Here is a 15220-nt window from a genome sequence, read left to right on the forward strand (position 1 = left end):
GAAAATTATGCAATAGAACGCATGGCCATGCAAGCCGAAGCGATCTACTCGCCTCCGAACGGCGGATCGTCGCGGCCCAGCTCCCAGAACGCCACCGCCGCCGCCGCAGCCACGTTCAACGAATCGACCCCACGGCGCATCGGCAGGACCACCCGCACGTCGCTGGCGGCCTGGGCCGCCGCGGTGAGGCCGGGCCCCTCGGCGCCGAGCAGCAGCGCCGCCCGCTCGCGCTGCGCCGGGGTCAACCGCTGGATCGGTACGGCGTCCGGCGCGGGCGTCATGGCGAGCACCGTGAAGCCGGCCTCCCGTACCTGGTCCAGCCCCCCGGGCCAGTGGTCGAGCTTCGCGTACGGCATGGCGAAGACCTCACCCATGCTGACCCGGACACTGCGCCGGTACAGCGGGTCGGCGCAGGACGGCGACAGCAGCACCGCGTCGATGCCGAGCGCGGCGGCACCCCGGAAGACCGCACCGAGGTTGGTGTGGTTGTTCACGTCCTCCAGGAGCACGACCCGGCGCGCGGCGGCGAGCACCTCGGCCGCCGTCGGCAGCGGCCGGCGGTGGAACGACGCCAGCACCCCCCGGTGTACGTGGAAGCCGGTGGCCCGTTGCAGCACGTCCTGTGTCGCGGCGTAGACCGGCGCGTCGCCGGTGTCCAGGTCGGCGAGCTGGTCGACCCGCTTGGCGTCGACCAGGTAGGACCGGGCCGGGTAACCGGCGCGCAGCGCCCGGCGCAGCACCAGCTCCCCCTCGGCGATGAACAGGCCGTGCGGCGGCTCCCAGCGGGTGCGCAGCTCGACGTCGGTGAGCGCTCGGTAGTCGGCGATCCGGTCGTCGTCAGGGTCGGTGATCTGGTGGACAGGCACCCGACGATTCTGCCGGACGCGGAGCCTCGCACCTCGACGCCCGCCCGGTGGGGTGTTTTGTCCGAAGAAGAAGGGGAATGACCGGCGAGTATCGGACGCGACGGGAAGGACCAGCCAGGTGAGCGCAGACGACACCACGCCGGGCGAAGCGGGCACCCTGCCCCGGCGTCCGACCGTCGCGGACCACATCGTGTCGCGACTGTTCAGCTGGGGCGTACACCGCTACTTCGGCTATCCCGGCGACGGCATCAACGGCCTCACCTCCGCGCTGCAACGCACCAACGGGCGGGCCCAGTTCATCCAGGTCCGCCACGAGGAGACCGCCGGCTTCGCCGCCTCCGCGCACGTGAAGTACGGCGGCGGCCCGCTGGGCTGCGCGCTGGTCACCAGCGGGCCGGGGGCCATCCACCTGCTCAACGGCCTGTACGACGCGAAGCTCGACCACCAACCGGTGATCGCCCTGGTCGGGCACACCGCGACCACCGCCGAGGGCGGCGGCTACTACCAGGAGGTCGACCTGCTCGCCCTCTACAAGGACGTGGCCGCGGCGTTCCTGGCCCAACTCGACCACCCGGCGCAGGTACGCCACCTGGTCGACCGGGCGTGCCGGACGGCGCTGGCCCGGCGTACCGTCACCGCCCTCATCCTGCCCCTGGACCTCCAGGACGAGCCGGCCGTCCCGAACCCGCCGCACGCGCACGGCTACTACCAGACCAGCAACGCGCCGAGCAGCACCCCGACGGTGCCACCGGAGGCGGACGTGCGCCGGGCGGCCGAGGTGCTGCGCGGCGGTCAGCGGGTGGCCATGCTGGTCGGCCAGGGTGCGCTCGGCGCGCGCGACGAGGTCCGCGAGATCGCTGATCGGCTCGGGGCCGGCGTGGCCACCGCGTTGCTCGGATTCACCGCCGTCGACCACCGCCAGCCGTGGGTGACCGGCGCGATCGGGCTGCTCGGCACCCGGCCGAGCTGGCAGCTGATGAGCGACTGCGACCGGCTGCTGATCGTGGGCAGCAACATGCCGTACTCGGAGTTCTACCCGCCGCCCGGGCAGGCCCGCGCGGTGCAGATCGACCTGGACGGCACCCAGCTCGGGCTGCGGTACCCGACCGAGGTGAACCTGACCGGCGACGCCCGCCCCACGCTGCGGGCGCTGCTGAACGAGCTGGGCCCCGGCCCCGGCCCGACCGCCTGGCGGGCGGAGATCACCGAGGCCACCTCGGCGTGGCGCCGGACGCAACGCGACCTGGCCGAGCAGACCGCCGACCCGGTCAACCCGCAGTTGCTCTTCCACACCCTGAACGAACGGCTGCCCGACGACGTGCTGCTCACCGTCGACTGCGGCACCGCCACGGCCTGGTACGCGCGACACATCCAGGTACGCCCCGGGATGCTCGCAAGCCTCTCCGGCACGCTGCTGTCCATGGGCGGCGCCATGCCGTACGCGCTGAGCGCCAAGTTCGCCCACCCGGACCGGCCGCTGGTCGCGCTCATCGGCGACGGCGCCATGCAGATGAACGGCGTCAACGAGCTGATCACCGTGGCGAAGTACTGGCGCAGTTGGGCCGACCCACGCTTCGTGGTGCTGGTGCTCAACAACCGGGATCTGGCGTTCGTCAGCTGGGAACAGCGCTCCACCGAGGGGACGCCGATGTTCCCGGACAGCCAGCAGTTGCCGGACATCGCCTACCACCAGTGGGCGGAAGTGCTGGGGCTGCACGGGGAGTTGATCGACTCACCGGAGCAGGTGCGGGACGTCTGGGACCGGGCGCTCACCGCCGACCGGCCGGTGGTGATCAACGCCCTGGTCGACCCGGCCGAGCTGATGCTGCCACCGCACTTCACCGCCGAGCAGGCCCGCAAGACCGCCGCGGCGGTGCTGCGGGGCGACACCGACTGGGCCGGCATCATCCGCCGCGGCCTCCCCGCCACCCTGGCCAGCTACCGCCCCCGCCGCCGGGACCGCTGAGACCGTCAGCCTCGGCGGTCGAGCCAGCGTTGCAGGGCTGAGCGGGGATCCTCGGTGGCGGGGTCCTGCCGGCGGTCCGGGACCGCCGGGCGCTCCACCGGGCGGTGCGGGTCGCCGGCCAGCTCGTGGCTCGGTGCGACGAACGCCTTCTCCGGCAGGCCCTTCACGGCGGTGGCGATGACCCGGGCGACCGCGTCGATCACCTTGGTCTGCACCGCCGAGCCCACCGAGTCGGCCGGGTCGTCCGGGTTGGCGGCGATCCCGGCCACCGCGACCTGCGGGGTGAAGCCGACGAACGTCTCGGTGGAGTTCTGCTCCGAGCTACCCGTCTTACCGGCCACCGGTCGGCCGTCGAGGATGTCGTTCACACCGGTGGCGGTGCCGCCGTTGCACTGCCCGAACGCCGATTGCTGGCCCACCGGGCAGCGCGCCGCGTCGGTCGCGGCACGGGCCACGTCGGCGTCGAGCACCCGCTTGCAGGAAGGCTGCCCGACCGGCACCTTCGCGCCGTCCGCGGCGGTCACCGAGACCACCGGCACCGGCGTGCAGTAGGTGCCCTCGGCGGCCACCGTGGCGTACGCGTTGGCCAGGTCCAGCGGGGTGGTGGCCGCCACACCGAGGGTGAACGAACCCCAGTTCGCGGCGTCGTTCTTGGCGAAGGCGGCGTCCGAGTCGGCGCGGAACGTGATGCCGAGCCGCTGCGCCATCTGGACCACCTTGTCCTGGCCGACCTGCTCGGCCAGCCAGACGAAGTAGGTGTTCACCGAGCGGCCGAAGCCGTCCCACATCATCCGGTACCCGTCCATCCAGTCCGGGTTGGCGTTCGCCGGGCACCAGTGGCCGTCACAGCTGCCCGGCCCCTCGGCGGGGTACCGGGTGGGCAGCTTGGCGGGCGCGTCGAAACCGGTGGAGAGGGTACGGCCCGACTCCAGCGCGGCGAGCATGGTGAACAACTTGAACGTCGAACCCGCCTGGTACCCGTCGACGCTGGCCCCGCCGGAGATCAACGGGTTCACGGTGTTCGGGTAGTTCGCCTGCCCGGCCGGGTTGTCGGCGAGGCTGTAGTGCCGGTTGACCGCCATCGCCAACACCCGCCCGGTGCCCGGCTGGACCGCCGCGATCGGCAGGGCGCGCTTGTTGTCGTAGGAGTAGACCTTGGTGGCCTGCTGCTGCGCGGTGGCCTGGATCTTCGGGTCCAGCGAGGTGACCACGGTGTAGCCGCCCGAACGCAGCGCCTGCTCGCGCTCCGCGACGGTGGCCCCGAAGGCCGGCTGGGTCAACCACCACTGGCGCAGGTAGTCGCAGAAGTAGCCCCAGTCGTCGTGCCCCTGGGACACGGCGGTGCAGCCGTTGGGCTGGGCGGTGGGGTGCAGGGCCAGCGGCTCGGCCTTGGCCTGGGCGGCCTGCGCGGCGGTGATCGCGTTGGTGGCGACCATCGAGTCCAGCACGTACGACCGGCGGGCCAGCGCCTCGTCCTTGTCGCCGTCGATCGGGCTGTACGCGTCCGGGGACTGCACCAGACCGGCGAGCAGGGCGGACTCGCCGAGGGTCAACTGCGCCGGCTGTTTGCCGAAGTACCGCTGGCTGGCCGCCGCGATCCCGTACGCGCCGGAGCCGAAGTAGGCGATGTTCAGGTACCGGTCGAGGATCTCGTCCTTGCCGAGGCTCTTGTCCAGCGCGCTCGCGTATCGGATCTCCTGGATCTTGCGCCCGACAGTCGGGTCGGTCGCGGCGGCGCGCTCCTCGGCGGTGCGGGTGGGGTCGGTCTTGAGCACGTTCCGGACGTACTGCATGGTCAGCGTCGAGCCGCCCTGCTCGGTGCCGCCACCCTTGACGTTGGCCACCAGTGCCCGGGCCAGGCCACGCAGGTCCGCGCCACCGTGGTCGTAGAAGCGCCGGTCCTCGGCCGCCACGATCGCCTGCCGCATCACCGGGGCGATCTCCGACAGGGGGACGTCGGTGCGGTTCACGTCGTAGAACGTGGTGATCAGCGTCTTGCCGTCGTTGGCGTAGAGGTACGAACGCTGCGGCGTGGCCGGGGTCTTCAGCGAGGCCGGCAACGCGGCGTACGACCCGAGCGCGGAGCGGGCGGTGAGCCCGAGCAGCAGGTTGCCCGGCAGCGCGGCGACTGCCAGGACAAGCCCGGCCAACACGCCGGCAAGCAGCACGGTGAACAGCCGCGACAGCGGCGAGCGGGGGGCGGCCATGCTCCCCAGGATTGCCACGAAAGCCGCCAACCGACCACCCCCACCCCCCAACTGTCACCAACTTCACCCCCACCCCCGCCCCCCTGTCCCCCGCCCTCTGCCCCCGGTGATCAAGAGGTTTGCGTCAGGAAAGGGCCTTCGGCTGACGCAAACCTCTTGATCACCGGCCAATAGGCGAGGGCGGAAGGCGGGTGGGGTGGGTGGGGTGGGTGGGTGGGGTGGGTTAGGGGTTGGGGGTGCTTAGGCTGGCGGTGGCGGCGTCTCTGGCGGTTTCGCGGGGCATCAGGCGGCCGGAGCGGTAGCCGATGCCGATGCCGGCGATCAATACGAAGATCGCGCCGAACGTCTGCAACGAGCCGATCAGGGCACCGCCGAGGCCGAGCAGCGGCGCGGCGATGATCAGCATGACGCCGTCGCCGAGGCTGAACGTGCCCGAGCGGGCCACCGCCCACCCGGTGAGGAACCAGCCCGCGCTGTAGAACGTCGCGCCGAGCAGGACCAACGACCGCGCCGTGGTGCCGAAGACCGGCGTCTGCTCTTCGAGCCCGGCGAACGGCAGCATGAGCACGGTGCCGGCGATGCTGACCAGCAGCCCGGCGGCGGCCACCCGGCGGCTGCGGGTCGCGGCCAGCAGCCCGGTGAGGGCCAGCAGCGCGAGCAGGCCGAGCCAGACCGCGGCCACCCACCCGATCAGGTACACCGCTCGGCCGTCGGCCGGATAGGGGTCGTTGCCCACCCCTCCGTCGCTGGCCATCGCCACCGCGCCGTAGAGGATGGCGTACGCGGGCAGCAGCCAGACGGCCGCCCGCGCGAACCGGCGTACCGACCAGGCCCAACTGGCGTTTGTGGCGGGGGCGCCCGGGGTCGGCTCGCCGACGAAGGGCAGTACGCCGAATCCGCCGCCGCTGCGCCGGGAGCCCAGTGGGGCGATGGGGTCGTGCGCGCCGGGCACGGGGGCCGAGGACCACATCCGATTCGCCGGATCCTTCATGCGTCACCTCGCTCGCCGACGAGCGGTGCGGGACGCGCCGGGGCGCCCCGATTGCCTGGTCACCACCCGTCCTAGGACCGATCGTGGCAGGCGTCGGAGCGCCCCATGAGTCTTTCTCGCATTAACCCTGTGATCAGCCGCGCTCGCGCTGGTCGGCCGGGTCCTGGACGAGGCTGGTCGGCGACACCGGCTCCGGCGCGGGCAGGCCCTGCGGCCCCTTGCCGCCGGTGGCCTGCGCCTCGGCGACGCGTACCTCGTCGTGGATCTGCTGGGCGGCGTCCGCCGCGGCCTGCGCCGCCTCCGCGGCCTCGCGCTCCACCTGGCTCGCGTGGTCGGCCGCCTCCGGCGAGGGAAGGTCCCCCACCATCTGGCTCAGCCCACCGAGTGCGCCACCCATCCCCTCCAGGGCCTTGGTCAGCTCGGCCGGGATGATCCAGACCTTGTTGGCGCTGCCCTGGGCGATCTGCGGCAGAGCCTGCAGGTACTGGTAGGCGAGCACCTTCTGGCTCGGGTTGGCCTGGTGGATCGCGTCGAAGACCGTCCGGATCGCCTTCGCCTGACCCTCGGCCTGCAGGATCCGGGCCTGCCGGTCACCGTCGGCCCGCAGCACCGCCGACTGCTTGTCACCCTCGGCGGTGAGGATGACCGACTGCTTGTGGCCCTCGGCGGTCAGGATCGCCGCGCGGCGGTCACGCTCGGCGCGCATCTGCTTCTCCATCGAGTCGCGGATGCTGGCCGGCGGCTCGATCGCCTTGATCTCGACCCGGGTCACCTTGATGCCCCAGCGGCCGGTGGTCTCGTCCAGCACGCCCGAGAGGTGTCGGTTGATCTCGTCCCGGCTGGTCAGCGCCCGCTCCAGATCGAGCGAACCGATCACGTTACGCAACGTGGTTACGGTCAACTGCTCGATGGCCTGGAGGAAGCTGGAGATCTCGTAGGTCGCCCGGACCGAGTCGACCACCTTGAAGTAGAGAACCGTGTCGATCGAGACCACCAGGTTGTCCGAGGTGATCACCGGCTGCGGCGGGAAGCTGACCACCTGCTCCCGCATGTCGACCTTGGTACGGACCGCGTCGATGAACGGCACCAGCAGGTTGAGGCCGGGGCTGAGGGTGCGCTTGTACTTGCCGAGCCGTTCCACCACGTCCTGGCGTTGCTGCGGCACGATCCGCACCGCCTTGGCCAGCGTTATCACGGCGATCAACGCCACCGCGATCACCACCACCCCGATTAAGGTCATCCCGTTCACCCTCTCGATTCCGGCAGCTCGCCGGCGGAAGAAACATCGTCCTGCCACACCAGGGCGGTCGCGCCCCGGACCTTTATCACCCGAACCCGTTGACCGGGGTCGTAGACCTGTGTCGTGTCGTACGACCGGGCGCTCCACAACTCACCGTCGATCTTGACGAGACCGTGCTCGGCGTCCACCCGTTCCAGCACCAGCGCCGTGGAGCCCTCGATCGCCTCCACGCCGAACGGCTGCTCGCCGCTCTCCAGCGCGGAGCGGCTGTGCCGCCGGATGACCGGTCGGACCACCACCAGGCTCAACGCCGACACCACCGCGAAGACCAGCGCCTGCACGGCGACCGGCGCGCCCAGGGCGGCCGCACCGGCGGCGGCGAACGCACCGGCCCCGAACATGATCAGAAATAGCGTCGTCGTGAAAATCTCGGCGACGGCCAGCAGCACACCCAAAACGATCCACACCACGGCGTCCACACACCGATCGTGACACGCAAATGCACGCGCGACCTCCCCGCGAAGATCAGTAGGCTCGGCGGGGCCCTTTCCGGCCCGCCGAACCACCACGAAACGGCGGCCCGACCCCAGGAGATCCCGTTGACCCTGCTACCCGAGACCGCCCGACAGATCGACATCCGGGTCGCCCAGGCACAGGCCGACGGGCGCACCCCGTCGCTGGTGCTGGGCGTGGTCCGCGACGGCACGCTGGCACATGTTGCCGTCGCCGGCGAAAACCCCCGCCCGGATGTCGACCTGCAGTACCGGTTGGGCTCGATCAGCAAGACGATGACCGCCACCCTGGTCATGCAGTTGCGTGACGCCGGCCGACTGGCCCTCGACGACCGGCTGGAGCAGCACCTGCCGGGCACCGGTGTGGGCGGGCTCACCCTGCGGCAGCTGCTCGGTCACGCCAGCGGCATGCAACGCGAACCCGAGGGCGACTGGTGGGAGCGGGCGGCGGGCGTCGATCTGACCACCCTGCTCGCCGAGGTCGACGCCGACAAGATCGCTTACCCGCCGCACCGCGCGTACCACTACTCCAACCTGGCGTACGGGCTGCTCGGCGGGCTGCTCGAACGGCTCACCGGGAAACCCTGGGCCGACCTGCTCGGCGAACGGATCCTCACCCCGCTGGGCCTGCGCCGCACGACCTACGCGGCCACCGAGCCGTACGCCCGCGGCTACGTCGTCCACCCCTGGCACGACACGCTGCGCGAGGAACCCCGAACCGACACCGGGGCCATGGCCCCCGCCGGGCAGCTCTGGTCGACGATCGAGGACCTGGGCCGCTGGGCCGCGTTCCTGGCCGACCCCGACCCCTCGGTGCTGGCCGCCGACACGCTGACCGAGATGTGCGCACCCGTGGTGATCAGCGACCTCGACTCCTGGACCGGCGGGCACGGTCTGGGGCTGGAGCTCTACCGTGACGGCGAGCGCGTGTACGTCGGGCACGGCGGTTCGATGCCCGGGTACGTGGCCGCCCTCGCGGTGCACCGACCCACCCGTACCGCCGTGGTCGGCTTCGCCAACGCGTACGGCTTCCCGACCACCCGGCTCGGCCGCCAACTGCTGACCACCGTGCTGGACGCCGAGCCGGCGTTCCCGCAGCCCTGGCGGCCGGCCACCGCCGCGCCCGCTGCCGAGGTGACCGAGCTGACCGGTCGCTGGTGGTGGATGGGCACTCCGCTGGACCTGCGCTGGGACGCGGGTGACCTGGTGGCCCACGTACGCGGTGAGCGGGTCAGCCGGTTCGTCGCCGACGGGACGGACCGCTGGCGGGGACGTTCCGGCCCGGAGAACGGCGAGATCCTGTCGGTGCTACGCGACGACAGCGGACGGGCGGTGGCGGTCGACATCGCCACGTTCGTCTTCACGCGCGGCCCCGACGAGGCTCCCTGACCCGCCGCTGGGCGGACCAGCCGGTCAGCCTGGCTCGGTGACGAAGTCGATGAGGCGTTCCATGGCGTTGATCAGGGGTGTCTCCACGTCGGCGAAGCTGTTCACCCGGGACAGGATGTGCCGCCACATGTCGGCCGGCTCGGCCACCCCGAGGGCCGCGCAGACCCCCTCCTTCCACGGCCGCCCCGGCGGCACCACCGGCCAGGCCGCGATGCCCAACGCCGCCGGCTTGACCGCCTGCCACACGTCCACGTAGGGGTGCCCGGTCACCAGCACGTGCGGCGAGTTCACCCGGGCGACGATCCGGCTCTCCTTGCTGCCCGGCACCAGGTGGTCGACGAGCACGCCGAGTCGTCGGGTCGGGCCGGGGCCGAAGTCGCGTACCTCGGCGTCGAGGGCGTCGATGCCGTCCAACGGCTCGACCACCACGCCCTCGATCCGTAGATCGTCGCCCCAGATCCGCTCGACCAGCGCGGCGTCGTGGATGCCCTCCACCCAGATTCGGCTGGCCTTCGCCACCTGGGCCCGCACGTTGTCGACGGCGACCGAGCCGGACGCGGTCCGTCGACGGGCCGCCGGCACCGCCGCGCGGGTCGGGCGGCGCAGCGTCACCGGGCGGCCGTCGAGCAGGAACGCCGCCGGCAGCAGCGGGAAGTTACGCCGTTTACCGTGCCGGTCCTCCAACACCACCGCGCCGGCCTCGAAGCCCACCACCGCGCCGCAGAACCCGGAGTCGGCATCCTCGACCACGAGATCCGCCTCGGCGTCCACCTCGGGGGTGACCTTGCGCCGTCGCCAGTCGCCCGCCAACACGTCCTCGCCGTATCGCCCCGCCATGTCGATCACGCTAAACCCAGCCCGCGCCCACCCCGGCCCCCGACACACCGCCCCGCCCCCTGACCGCCGACCACACAGCCGCTCCAGGGGGCGGGGATCGGGGCGAACAGGGCAGTTGGGGGCAGGCCGGGCGACCGGAGCGGCAGCCGAGACAGGGCCGGCCGTGACCACGTACCCTTTCGGCATGTCCACCCCCGCCACGGGCGCGGCCACACTCGCGCCGCGCCGGTCCAGCCGGTTCGTTGCCTGGGTGCGCGCGTGGCGCGCTGGGTTGGTGCCGTACGACGAGGTCGCCGACGCCATCGCCGGCGACGAGGAGCACCTCGTGGCGGACGCCCCCGGCACCTGGACCGACGTCCCGCTGGGTGCCGCGCTGCCCACTCTGGCCAAGCTCTCCCCGGACGACATCCGCCTGGTGCTCCCGGCGCCGGGCGACCCGCGGGGGCTGCCCGGCCCCGGCGACTTCGCCGGCGCGGCGCTGGTCACCGGCGAGGCGGTGGTCGCCGGCGGGCTCGGGTTGATTCCCCAGGTGCGGCTGCACACCTCCGGCTCGGGGGACTGTTTCGAGACGGTGCTCTGGCGGGTCTACCCGCTGCCGGCCAACGCGCCCGCCGCCTCCCTCGCACTTCCCGGCGCCGCCGAGGCGGAGGCCGAGTTGGCCGCCGCGCTGGCCGAGACGACCGCCGTGCTGACCCGTCTCGACGTGGCCCAGTGGCGGCCCGAGCTGGCCGGTGCGCTGGCCGCGCTGCGCCGCCCGGACGGCACCACCGACCTGCCACCGGGCTTCGACCCGCGATCCCGCCGGCTCTTCGCCCGGGCCGCCGTGCTCGACCGGGTGCTGGCGCTGGCCGGGCACGCCGCCCCGGGCGGCGCGATCAACAACTACGAGGCCCAGCAACGGGACGCGGCACTGCGGCCGCTCACCGCAGCCTGCCGTCAGGCGCTGGTGGCCGCCTGCAACGCCCCGCTGCGCCCCTGACCAGACGCCACAGCTGGTCAGACCTCGTCGAGCAGGTCCGCGACGGAGTTGACGATCCGGGACGGGCGGTACGGGTAACGCTCCGCCTCGGTGCGGCTGCTGATCCCGGTGAGCACCAGGATGGTCTCCAGCCCAGCCTCCAGGCCGCACAGGATGTCGGTGTCCATCCGGTCACCGATCATCGCGGTGCTCTCCGAGTGCGCGTTGATGGTGTTGAGCGCCGAGCGCATCATCATCGGGTTGGGCTTGCCGACGAAGTACGGCTCGACCCCGGTCGCCTTCGAGATCATGGCGGCGACCGAGCCGGCGGCGGGTAGCGCGCCCTCCACGGACGGGCCGGTCACGTCGGGGTTGGTGCAGATGAACCGGGCACCGTCGTTGATCAGGCGGACGGCCTTGGTGATCGCCTCGAAGCTGTAGGTGCGGGTTTCGCCGAGTACCACGTAGTCGGGGGCGAAGTCGGTCAGCACGTACCCGACGGCGTGCAGCGCCGTGGTCAGCCCGGCCTCACCGATGACGTACGCGGTGCCGCCCGGCCGCTGGTCGGCGAGGAACTGGCCGGTGGCCAGGGCGGACGACCAGATCGACTCCTCCGGCACGTCCAGCCCCATCCGGCTGAGCCGGGCCGTGAGGTCCCGCGGGGTGTAGATCGAGTTGTTGGTCAGCACCAGGAACGGCTTGCCGGAGGCGCGCATCCGGTTGATGAACTCCGGTGCGCCGGGCACCGGCTGGCCCTCGTGCACCAGCACGCCGTCCATGTCGGTCAGCCAACTCTGCACGGGCTTACGGTCATGCATGATGATCCTCAGAGGTCAGGGGCGACGGGTCGGCACGCAACAGACGGTGGGGCAGGTGTCCCACATGGGCAGCTCGCCCAGGCGGCGGCGCAGTTGCGCGCCGTCCGGGTCGATCCGCTCGGTGACCAGCTCACGCACCATGGTCACGAAGCGCGGGTCGGTGCCCGGCGTGCCGGCCCGGACGAAGTCCAGGCCGAGCTGCTTCGCCGTCTCCAGCGCCTCGGTGTCCAGGTCCCACACGACCTCAAGGTGATCGGAGACGAACCCGATCGGGCTGACCACCACAGCGGTGGTGCCGCCCTGCGCGAGGGCGGCCAGGTGGTCGTTGATGTCCGGTTCCAGCCACGGCACCTGCGGCGGGCCGGAGCGGCTCTGCCAGACCAGGTCGTACGCCAGGTCAGGTGCGGCGGCCGCGGCGACGAGCCGGGCGCTCTCGTGCAGCTGCGCCTCGTACCGGCCGCCGTGCGGGCCGGCGTTGGCCGCCATCGAGCTGGGGATGGAGTGGGCGGTGAAGACCAGCCGGGTGCTGTCCCGCTTCGCCGGGTCGAGCTGACCCAGGGCCGCCCGGACCGCGTCGACGTGCGGCTCGACGAAGCCGGGGTGGTCCCAGAACTGGCGCAGCTTCTCGATCACCGGGGCGTCCGGGCCGACGGCGGCACGCGCGGCGGCGATGTCCTCCTGGTACTGCCGGCAGGACGAGTAGCCGCCGTACGCGCTGGTGACGAAGGCCAGCGCCCGGGTCACCCCGTCGTCGCGCATCTGAGTCACGGTGTCGGCGAGCATCGGGTCCCAGTTGCGGTTGCCCCAGTAGATGGGCAGGTCGAGACCGTGCGCGGCGAAGTCGGCGCGGACCGCGGCCAGCAGGTCCCGACACTGCTGGTTGATCGGGGACACCCCACCGAAGTGCTGGTAGTGCTCGGCGACCTCGGCCAGCCGCTCGGGCGGGACACCCCGGCCCCGGGTCACGTTCTGCAGGAACGGCATCACGTCCTCGGGCCGCTCGGGCCCGCCGAAGGACACCAGCACCACCGCGTCGTACGACATGGGGTCATTCTTGTCCCTCGGCCGGGACGTCCCGGCGACGCCCCCTGGTCCGGACGCGTAGATCACGCGAACGGCGACCAGGGAGCGTCACGGTGCGGCGTCAGGAACCGATGGCGTGGTAGCCGCCGTCGACGTGGACGATCTCGCCGGTGGTGGCCGGGAACCAGTCGGAGAGCAGCGCCAGGCAGGCCCGCGCGGCGGGCTCCTGGTCGGTGAGGCTCCAGCCCAGCGGGGCACGCTCGGCCCAGGCGTCCTCGAACTGGTCGAAGCCGGGGATCGACTTCGCGGCGATGGTGCGCAGCGGCCCGGCGGCCACGAGGTTGCTGCGGATGCCCTGCTTGCCCAGGTGCAGCGCCAGGTAGCGGGACGCGGACTCCAGGCCAGCCTTGGCCACGCCCATCCAGTCGTAGACCGGCCACGCCTTCGTCGCGTCGAAGGTCAGGCCGACCACCGCGCCGCCGGGCGACATCAGCGGCAGCGCCGCCATGGCAAGCGACTTGTACGAGAAGGTGGAGACGTGCAGGGCGGTCGCCACGTCCTCCCAGGGCGCGTCGAGGAAGCCGCCGCCGAGGCAGCTCTGCGGGGCGAAGCCGATCGAGTGCACGACACCGTCGAGGCCGTCGACGTGCTCGCGTACCCGGTCGGCGAGGCCGGCCAGGTGCTCGGTGTTGGTGACGTCCACCTCGATGACCGGCGCCGGCTCGGGCAGCCGCTTGGCGATCCGCTCGACCAGGGAGAGCCGGCCGTAGCCGGTGAGCACGACCTGCGCGCCATTCTCCTGAGCGAGTTTCGCCACCGAGAAGGCGATCGAGGCGTCGGTGATGACACCGGTGACGAGCAGTCGCTTACCGGCGAGCAGTCCGGACATCGCAGATTTCCTCCGTAGTCAAAAGGGTTAGTGGCCCATGCCGAGGCCGCCGTCGACCGGGATGACGGCGCCGGAGACGTACCCGGCGCTGTCGGAGGCCAGCCAGGTGACCACGGCGGCGACCTCGTCCGGGCTGGCCATCCGACCGGCCGGGATGGACTTGAGGATCTCCGCCTTGCGGTCGTCGGTGAGGCCGGCGGTCATGTCGGTGTCGATGAACCCGGGCGCCACCACGTTCGCGGTGATGTTGCGGCTGCCCAGCTCCCGGGTGATCGAGCGGGCGACGCCGACGAGGCCGGCCTTGCTGGCGGCGTAGTTGACCTGCCCGGCGCCGCCCGCGAGGCCGACCACCGAGGAGATGAAGATCATGCGGCCCCACTTGGCGCGGAGCATCTTGCCGGAGGCCCGCTTCGCGACCCGGAACGCGCCGGTGAGGTTGGTGTCCACCACGTCGGTGAACTGCTCCTCGGACATCCGCAGCAGCAGCGTGTCGGCGGTCATGCCGGCGTTGGCGACCAGCACCTCGACCGGACCCAGCTCGGCCTCGACGGCGGCGAACGCGGCGTCGATCGAGGCGGCGTCGGTGACGTCGGCGCGGACGCCGAACAGCCCGTCGGGCGCGTCGCCGCTGCGGTGGGTGACCGCCACCCGGTCGCCCTGCTTGGCGAAGGCCTGCGCGATGGCCAGGCCGATCCCCCGGTTGCCCCCGGTCACCAGCACGGTACGGGCCACTGTTCCCCCTTGCGAATGGTCAGCACGGACGCGTCGGAGCCTAGGCGTTACCGGCAGGTAAGCGCTAACGGGAGTCGCGTCACACTGGGGTACGACACCGGGATCAACCCCTGGTGGCACGCCTCGTGACGGGGTCGGCCCGTAGCCTCCGGGTGGTGAACCGGCATCCGATCGCCGCGGCCCTGCGGGCCCTGCGGCAGACCCTGTTGGGCCCGGACGCCCCGGCCGGTCGGCCGCTGCTGGCCCGGTGGCCCGGGCCGGCCCGCTACGCCGCCCCGGTCGGCCTGCTCGCCGTGCTCGGCCTGTTCCTGATCACGCTGACCGTGGAGAGCGAGTGGGGCCTGCCCACGCCGATCGCGATGCTGTTCGCGGCGATGACGGTGGCGCCGCTGCTGGCGTTGCCGCGGCGTCCGCTGCTGGCCTGGCGGCTGACGGTGCTGGCCCTGCTGATCTGCACGTTCAACGCGCCGGCCGACCAGGCCTGGCCGTGGACCCCGCCGCTGGCGCTCGGGTCGATCGCGGTGCTGGCGGTGGTCGTCGCGCGGGTCGACCGGCCGGTGCTGGCCTGGGTGGTGACGATCAGCACGGTGCCGGTGCTGATCTCGGTCCACCCCGACAACCGGGTCCCTGTCCTGCTGCTGCTCGGCGCGCTGGCGATCGTCGGCGACCTGATCCGGCGCAACCGGCTGTCCCGGCACGCGCTGGCCGCGCAGACCGAGCTGAGCGAACGCGAGCAGGAGCGCCGCGCGGTGCTGGAGGAACGCACCCGGATCGCCCGGGAGCTGCACGACG

The 15220-nt window shown here is 72.2% G+C and carries 13 protein-coding genes and 1 pseudogene; 4 read left to right on the forward strand and 10 right to left on the reverse strand.

Annotated features, from left to right (window positions below):
- Positions 1-44: 44 nt before the first annotated feature.
- The gene (locus tag PSH25_RS01260; RefSeq protein WP_238657179.1) at positions 45-866 is read right to left on the reverse strand and encodes a TrmH family RNA methyltransferase; all 822 of its coding nucleotides are present in this window, start codon (positions 864-866) and stop codon (positions 45-47) included.
- 118 nt (positions 867-984) lie between these two features.
- Here PSH25_RS01260 and PSH25_RS01265 point away from each other — a divergent pair, with 118 nt between their 5' ends.
- Positions 985-2832 carry a thiamine pyrophosphate-requiring protein gene (locus PSH25_RS01265; RefSeq protein ID WP_238657180.1) on the forward strand — a complete coding sequence of 616 codons (1848 nt, stop codon included), beginning with the start codon at positions 985-987 and terminating at the stop codon, positions 2830-2832.
- Positions 2833-2837: 5 nt separating this feature from the next.
- Here PSH25_RS01265 and PSH25_RS01270 read toward each other — a convergent pair whose 3' ends face one another.
- The 4 genes from PSH25_RS01270 to PSH25_RS01285 all read right to left on the reverse strand — a co-directional run bounded on the left by PSH25_RS01270 (position 2838) and on the right by PSH25_RS01285 (position 7749).
- Positions 2838-5039, reverse strand: coding sequence for a transglycosylase domain-containing protein (locus PSH25_RS01270; protein ID WP_238657181.1), 2202 nt, complete (start codon positions 5037-5039; stop codon positions 2838-2840).
- A gap of 223 nt (positions 5040-5262) precedes the next feature.
- Entirely contained in the window at positions 5263-6030 is a 768-nt protein-coding gene (locus tag PSH25_RS01275; protein ID WP_238657182.1) for a hypothetical protein, read from the reverse strand.
- Positions 6031-6163: 133 nt separating this feature from the next.
- Positions 6164-7270: an SPFH domain-containing protein gene (locus PSH25_RS01280; protein ID WP_238657183.1), complete on the reverse strand. Its 1107-nt coding sequence runs from the start codon at positions 7268-7270 to the stop codon at positions 6164-6166.
- 5 nt (positions 7271-7275) lie between these two features.
- Entirely contained in the window at positions 7276-7749 is a 474-nt protein-coding gene (locus PSH25_RS01285) for an NfeD family protein (RefSeq protein WP_238657184.1), read from the reverse strand.
- A 120-nt stretch (positions 7750-7869) separates the two neighbouring features.
- On the opposite strand from PSH25_RS01285, the gene PSH25_RS01290 reads away from it, so the two are divergent.
- On the forward strand, positions 7870-9171 hold the full coding sequence (locus PSH25_RS01290; protein WP_238657185.1) for a serine hydrolase domain-containing protein: 1302 nt from the start codon (positions 7870-7872) through the stop codon (positions 9169-9171).
- 24 nt (positions 9172-9195) lie between these two features.
- Here PSH25_RS01290 and PSH25_RS01295 read toward each other — a convergent pair whose 3' ends face one another.
- Positions 9196-10008 (reverse strand): DUF3097 domain-containing protein, encoded by an 813-nt coding sequence (locus PSH25_RS01295; RefSeq protein WP_238657186.1) that lies wholly within the window; start codon positions 10006-10008, stop codon positions 9196-9198.
- Positions 10009-10192: 184 nt separating this feature from the next.
- On the opposite strand from PSH25_RS01295, the gene PSH25_RS01300 reads away from it, so the two are divergent.
- Positions 10193-10987, forward strand: a complete 795-nt coding sequence (locus PSH25_RS01300; RefSeq protein WP_238657187.1) for an Rv1486c family protein — start codon at positions 10193-10195, stop codon at positions 10985-10987.
- A 17-nt stretch (positions 10988-11004) separates the two neighbouring features.
- Here the strand turns inward: PSH25_RS01300 and PSH25_RS01305 are convergent, their stop codons facing one another.
- The 4 genes from PSH25_RS01305 to fabG form a co-directional block, all read right to left on the reverse strand.
- On the reverse strand, positions 11005-11784 hold the full coding sequence (locus PSH25_RS01305; RefSeq protein ID WP_238657188.1) for an HAD-IIA family hydrolase: 780 nt from the start codon (positions 11782-11784) through the stop codon (positions 11005-11007).
- Positions 11785-11799: 15 nt separating this feature from the next.
- Positions 11800-12828 (reverse strand): ferrochelatase, encoded by a 1029-nt coding sequence (locus tag PSH25_RS01310; RefSeq protein WP_238657189.1) that lies wholly within the window; start codon positions 12826-12828, stop codon positions 11800-11802.
- A 100-nt stretch (positions 12829-12928) separates the two neighbouring features.
- Positions 12929-13696 carry an enoyl-ACP reductase FabI gene (gene fabI, locus PSH25_RS01315; RefSeq protein WP_091403861.1) on the reverse strand — a complete coding sequence of 256 codons (768 nt, stop codon included), beginning with the start codon at positions 13694-13696 and terminating at the stop codon, positions 12929-12931.
- Positions 13697-13723: 27 nt separating this feature from the next.
- Entirely contained in the window at positions 13724-14428 is a 705-nt protein-coding gene (gene fabG / locus PSH25_RS01320) for a 3-oxoacyl-ACP reductase FabG (protein ID WP_238657190.1), read from the reverse strand.
- 155 nt (positions 14429-14583) lie between these two features.
- Here fabG and PSH25_RS01325 point away from each other — a divergent pair.
- Positions 14584-15220: pseudogene (locus tag PSH25_RS01325) on the forward strand (hypothetical protein); the annotation flags it as partial.

Origin of the sequence: Micromonospora foliorum (genome assembly GCF_022229015.1) — a bacterium.
Lineage (GTDB): Bacteria > Actinomycetota > Actinomycetes > Mycobacteriales > Micromonosporaceae > Micromonospora > Micromonospora foliorum.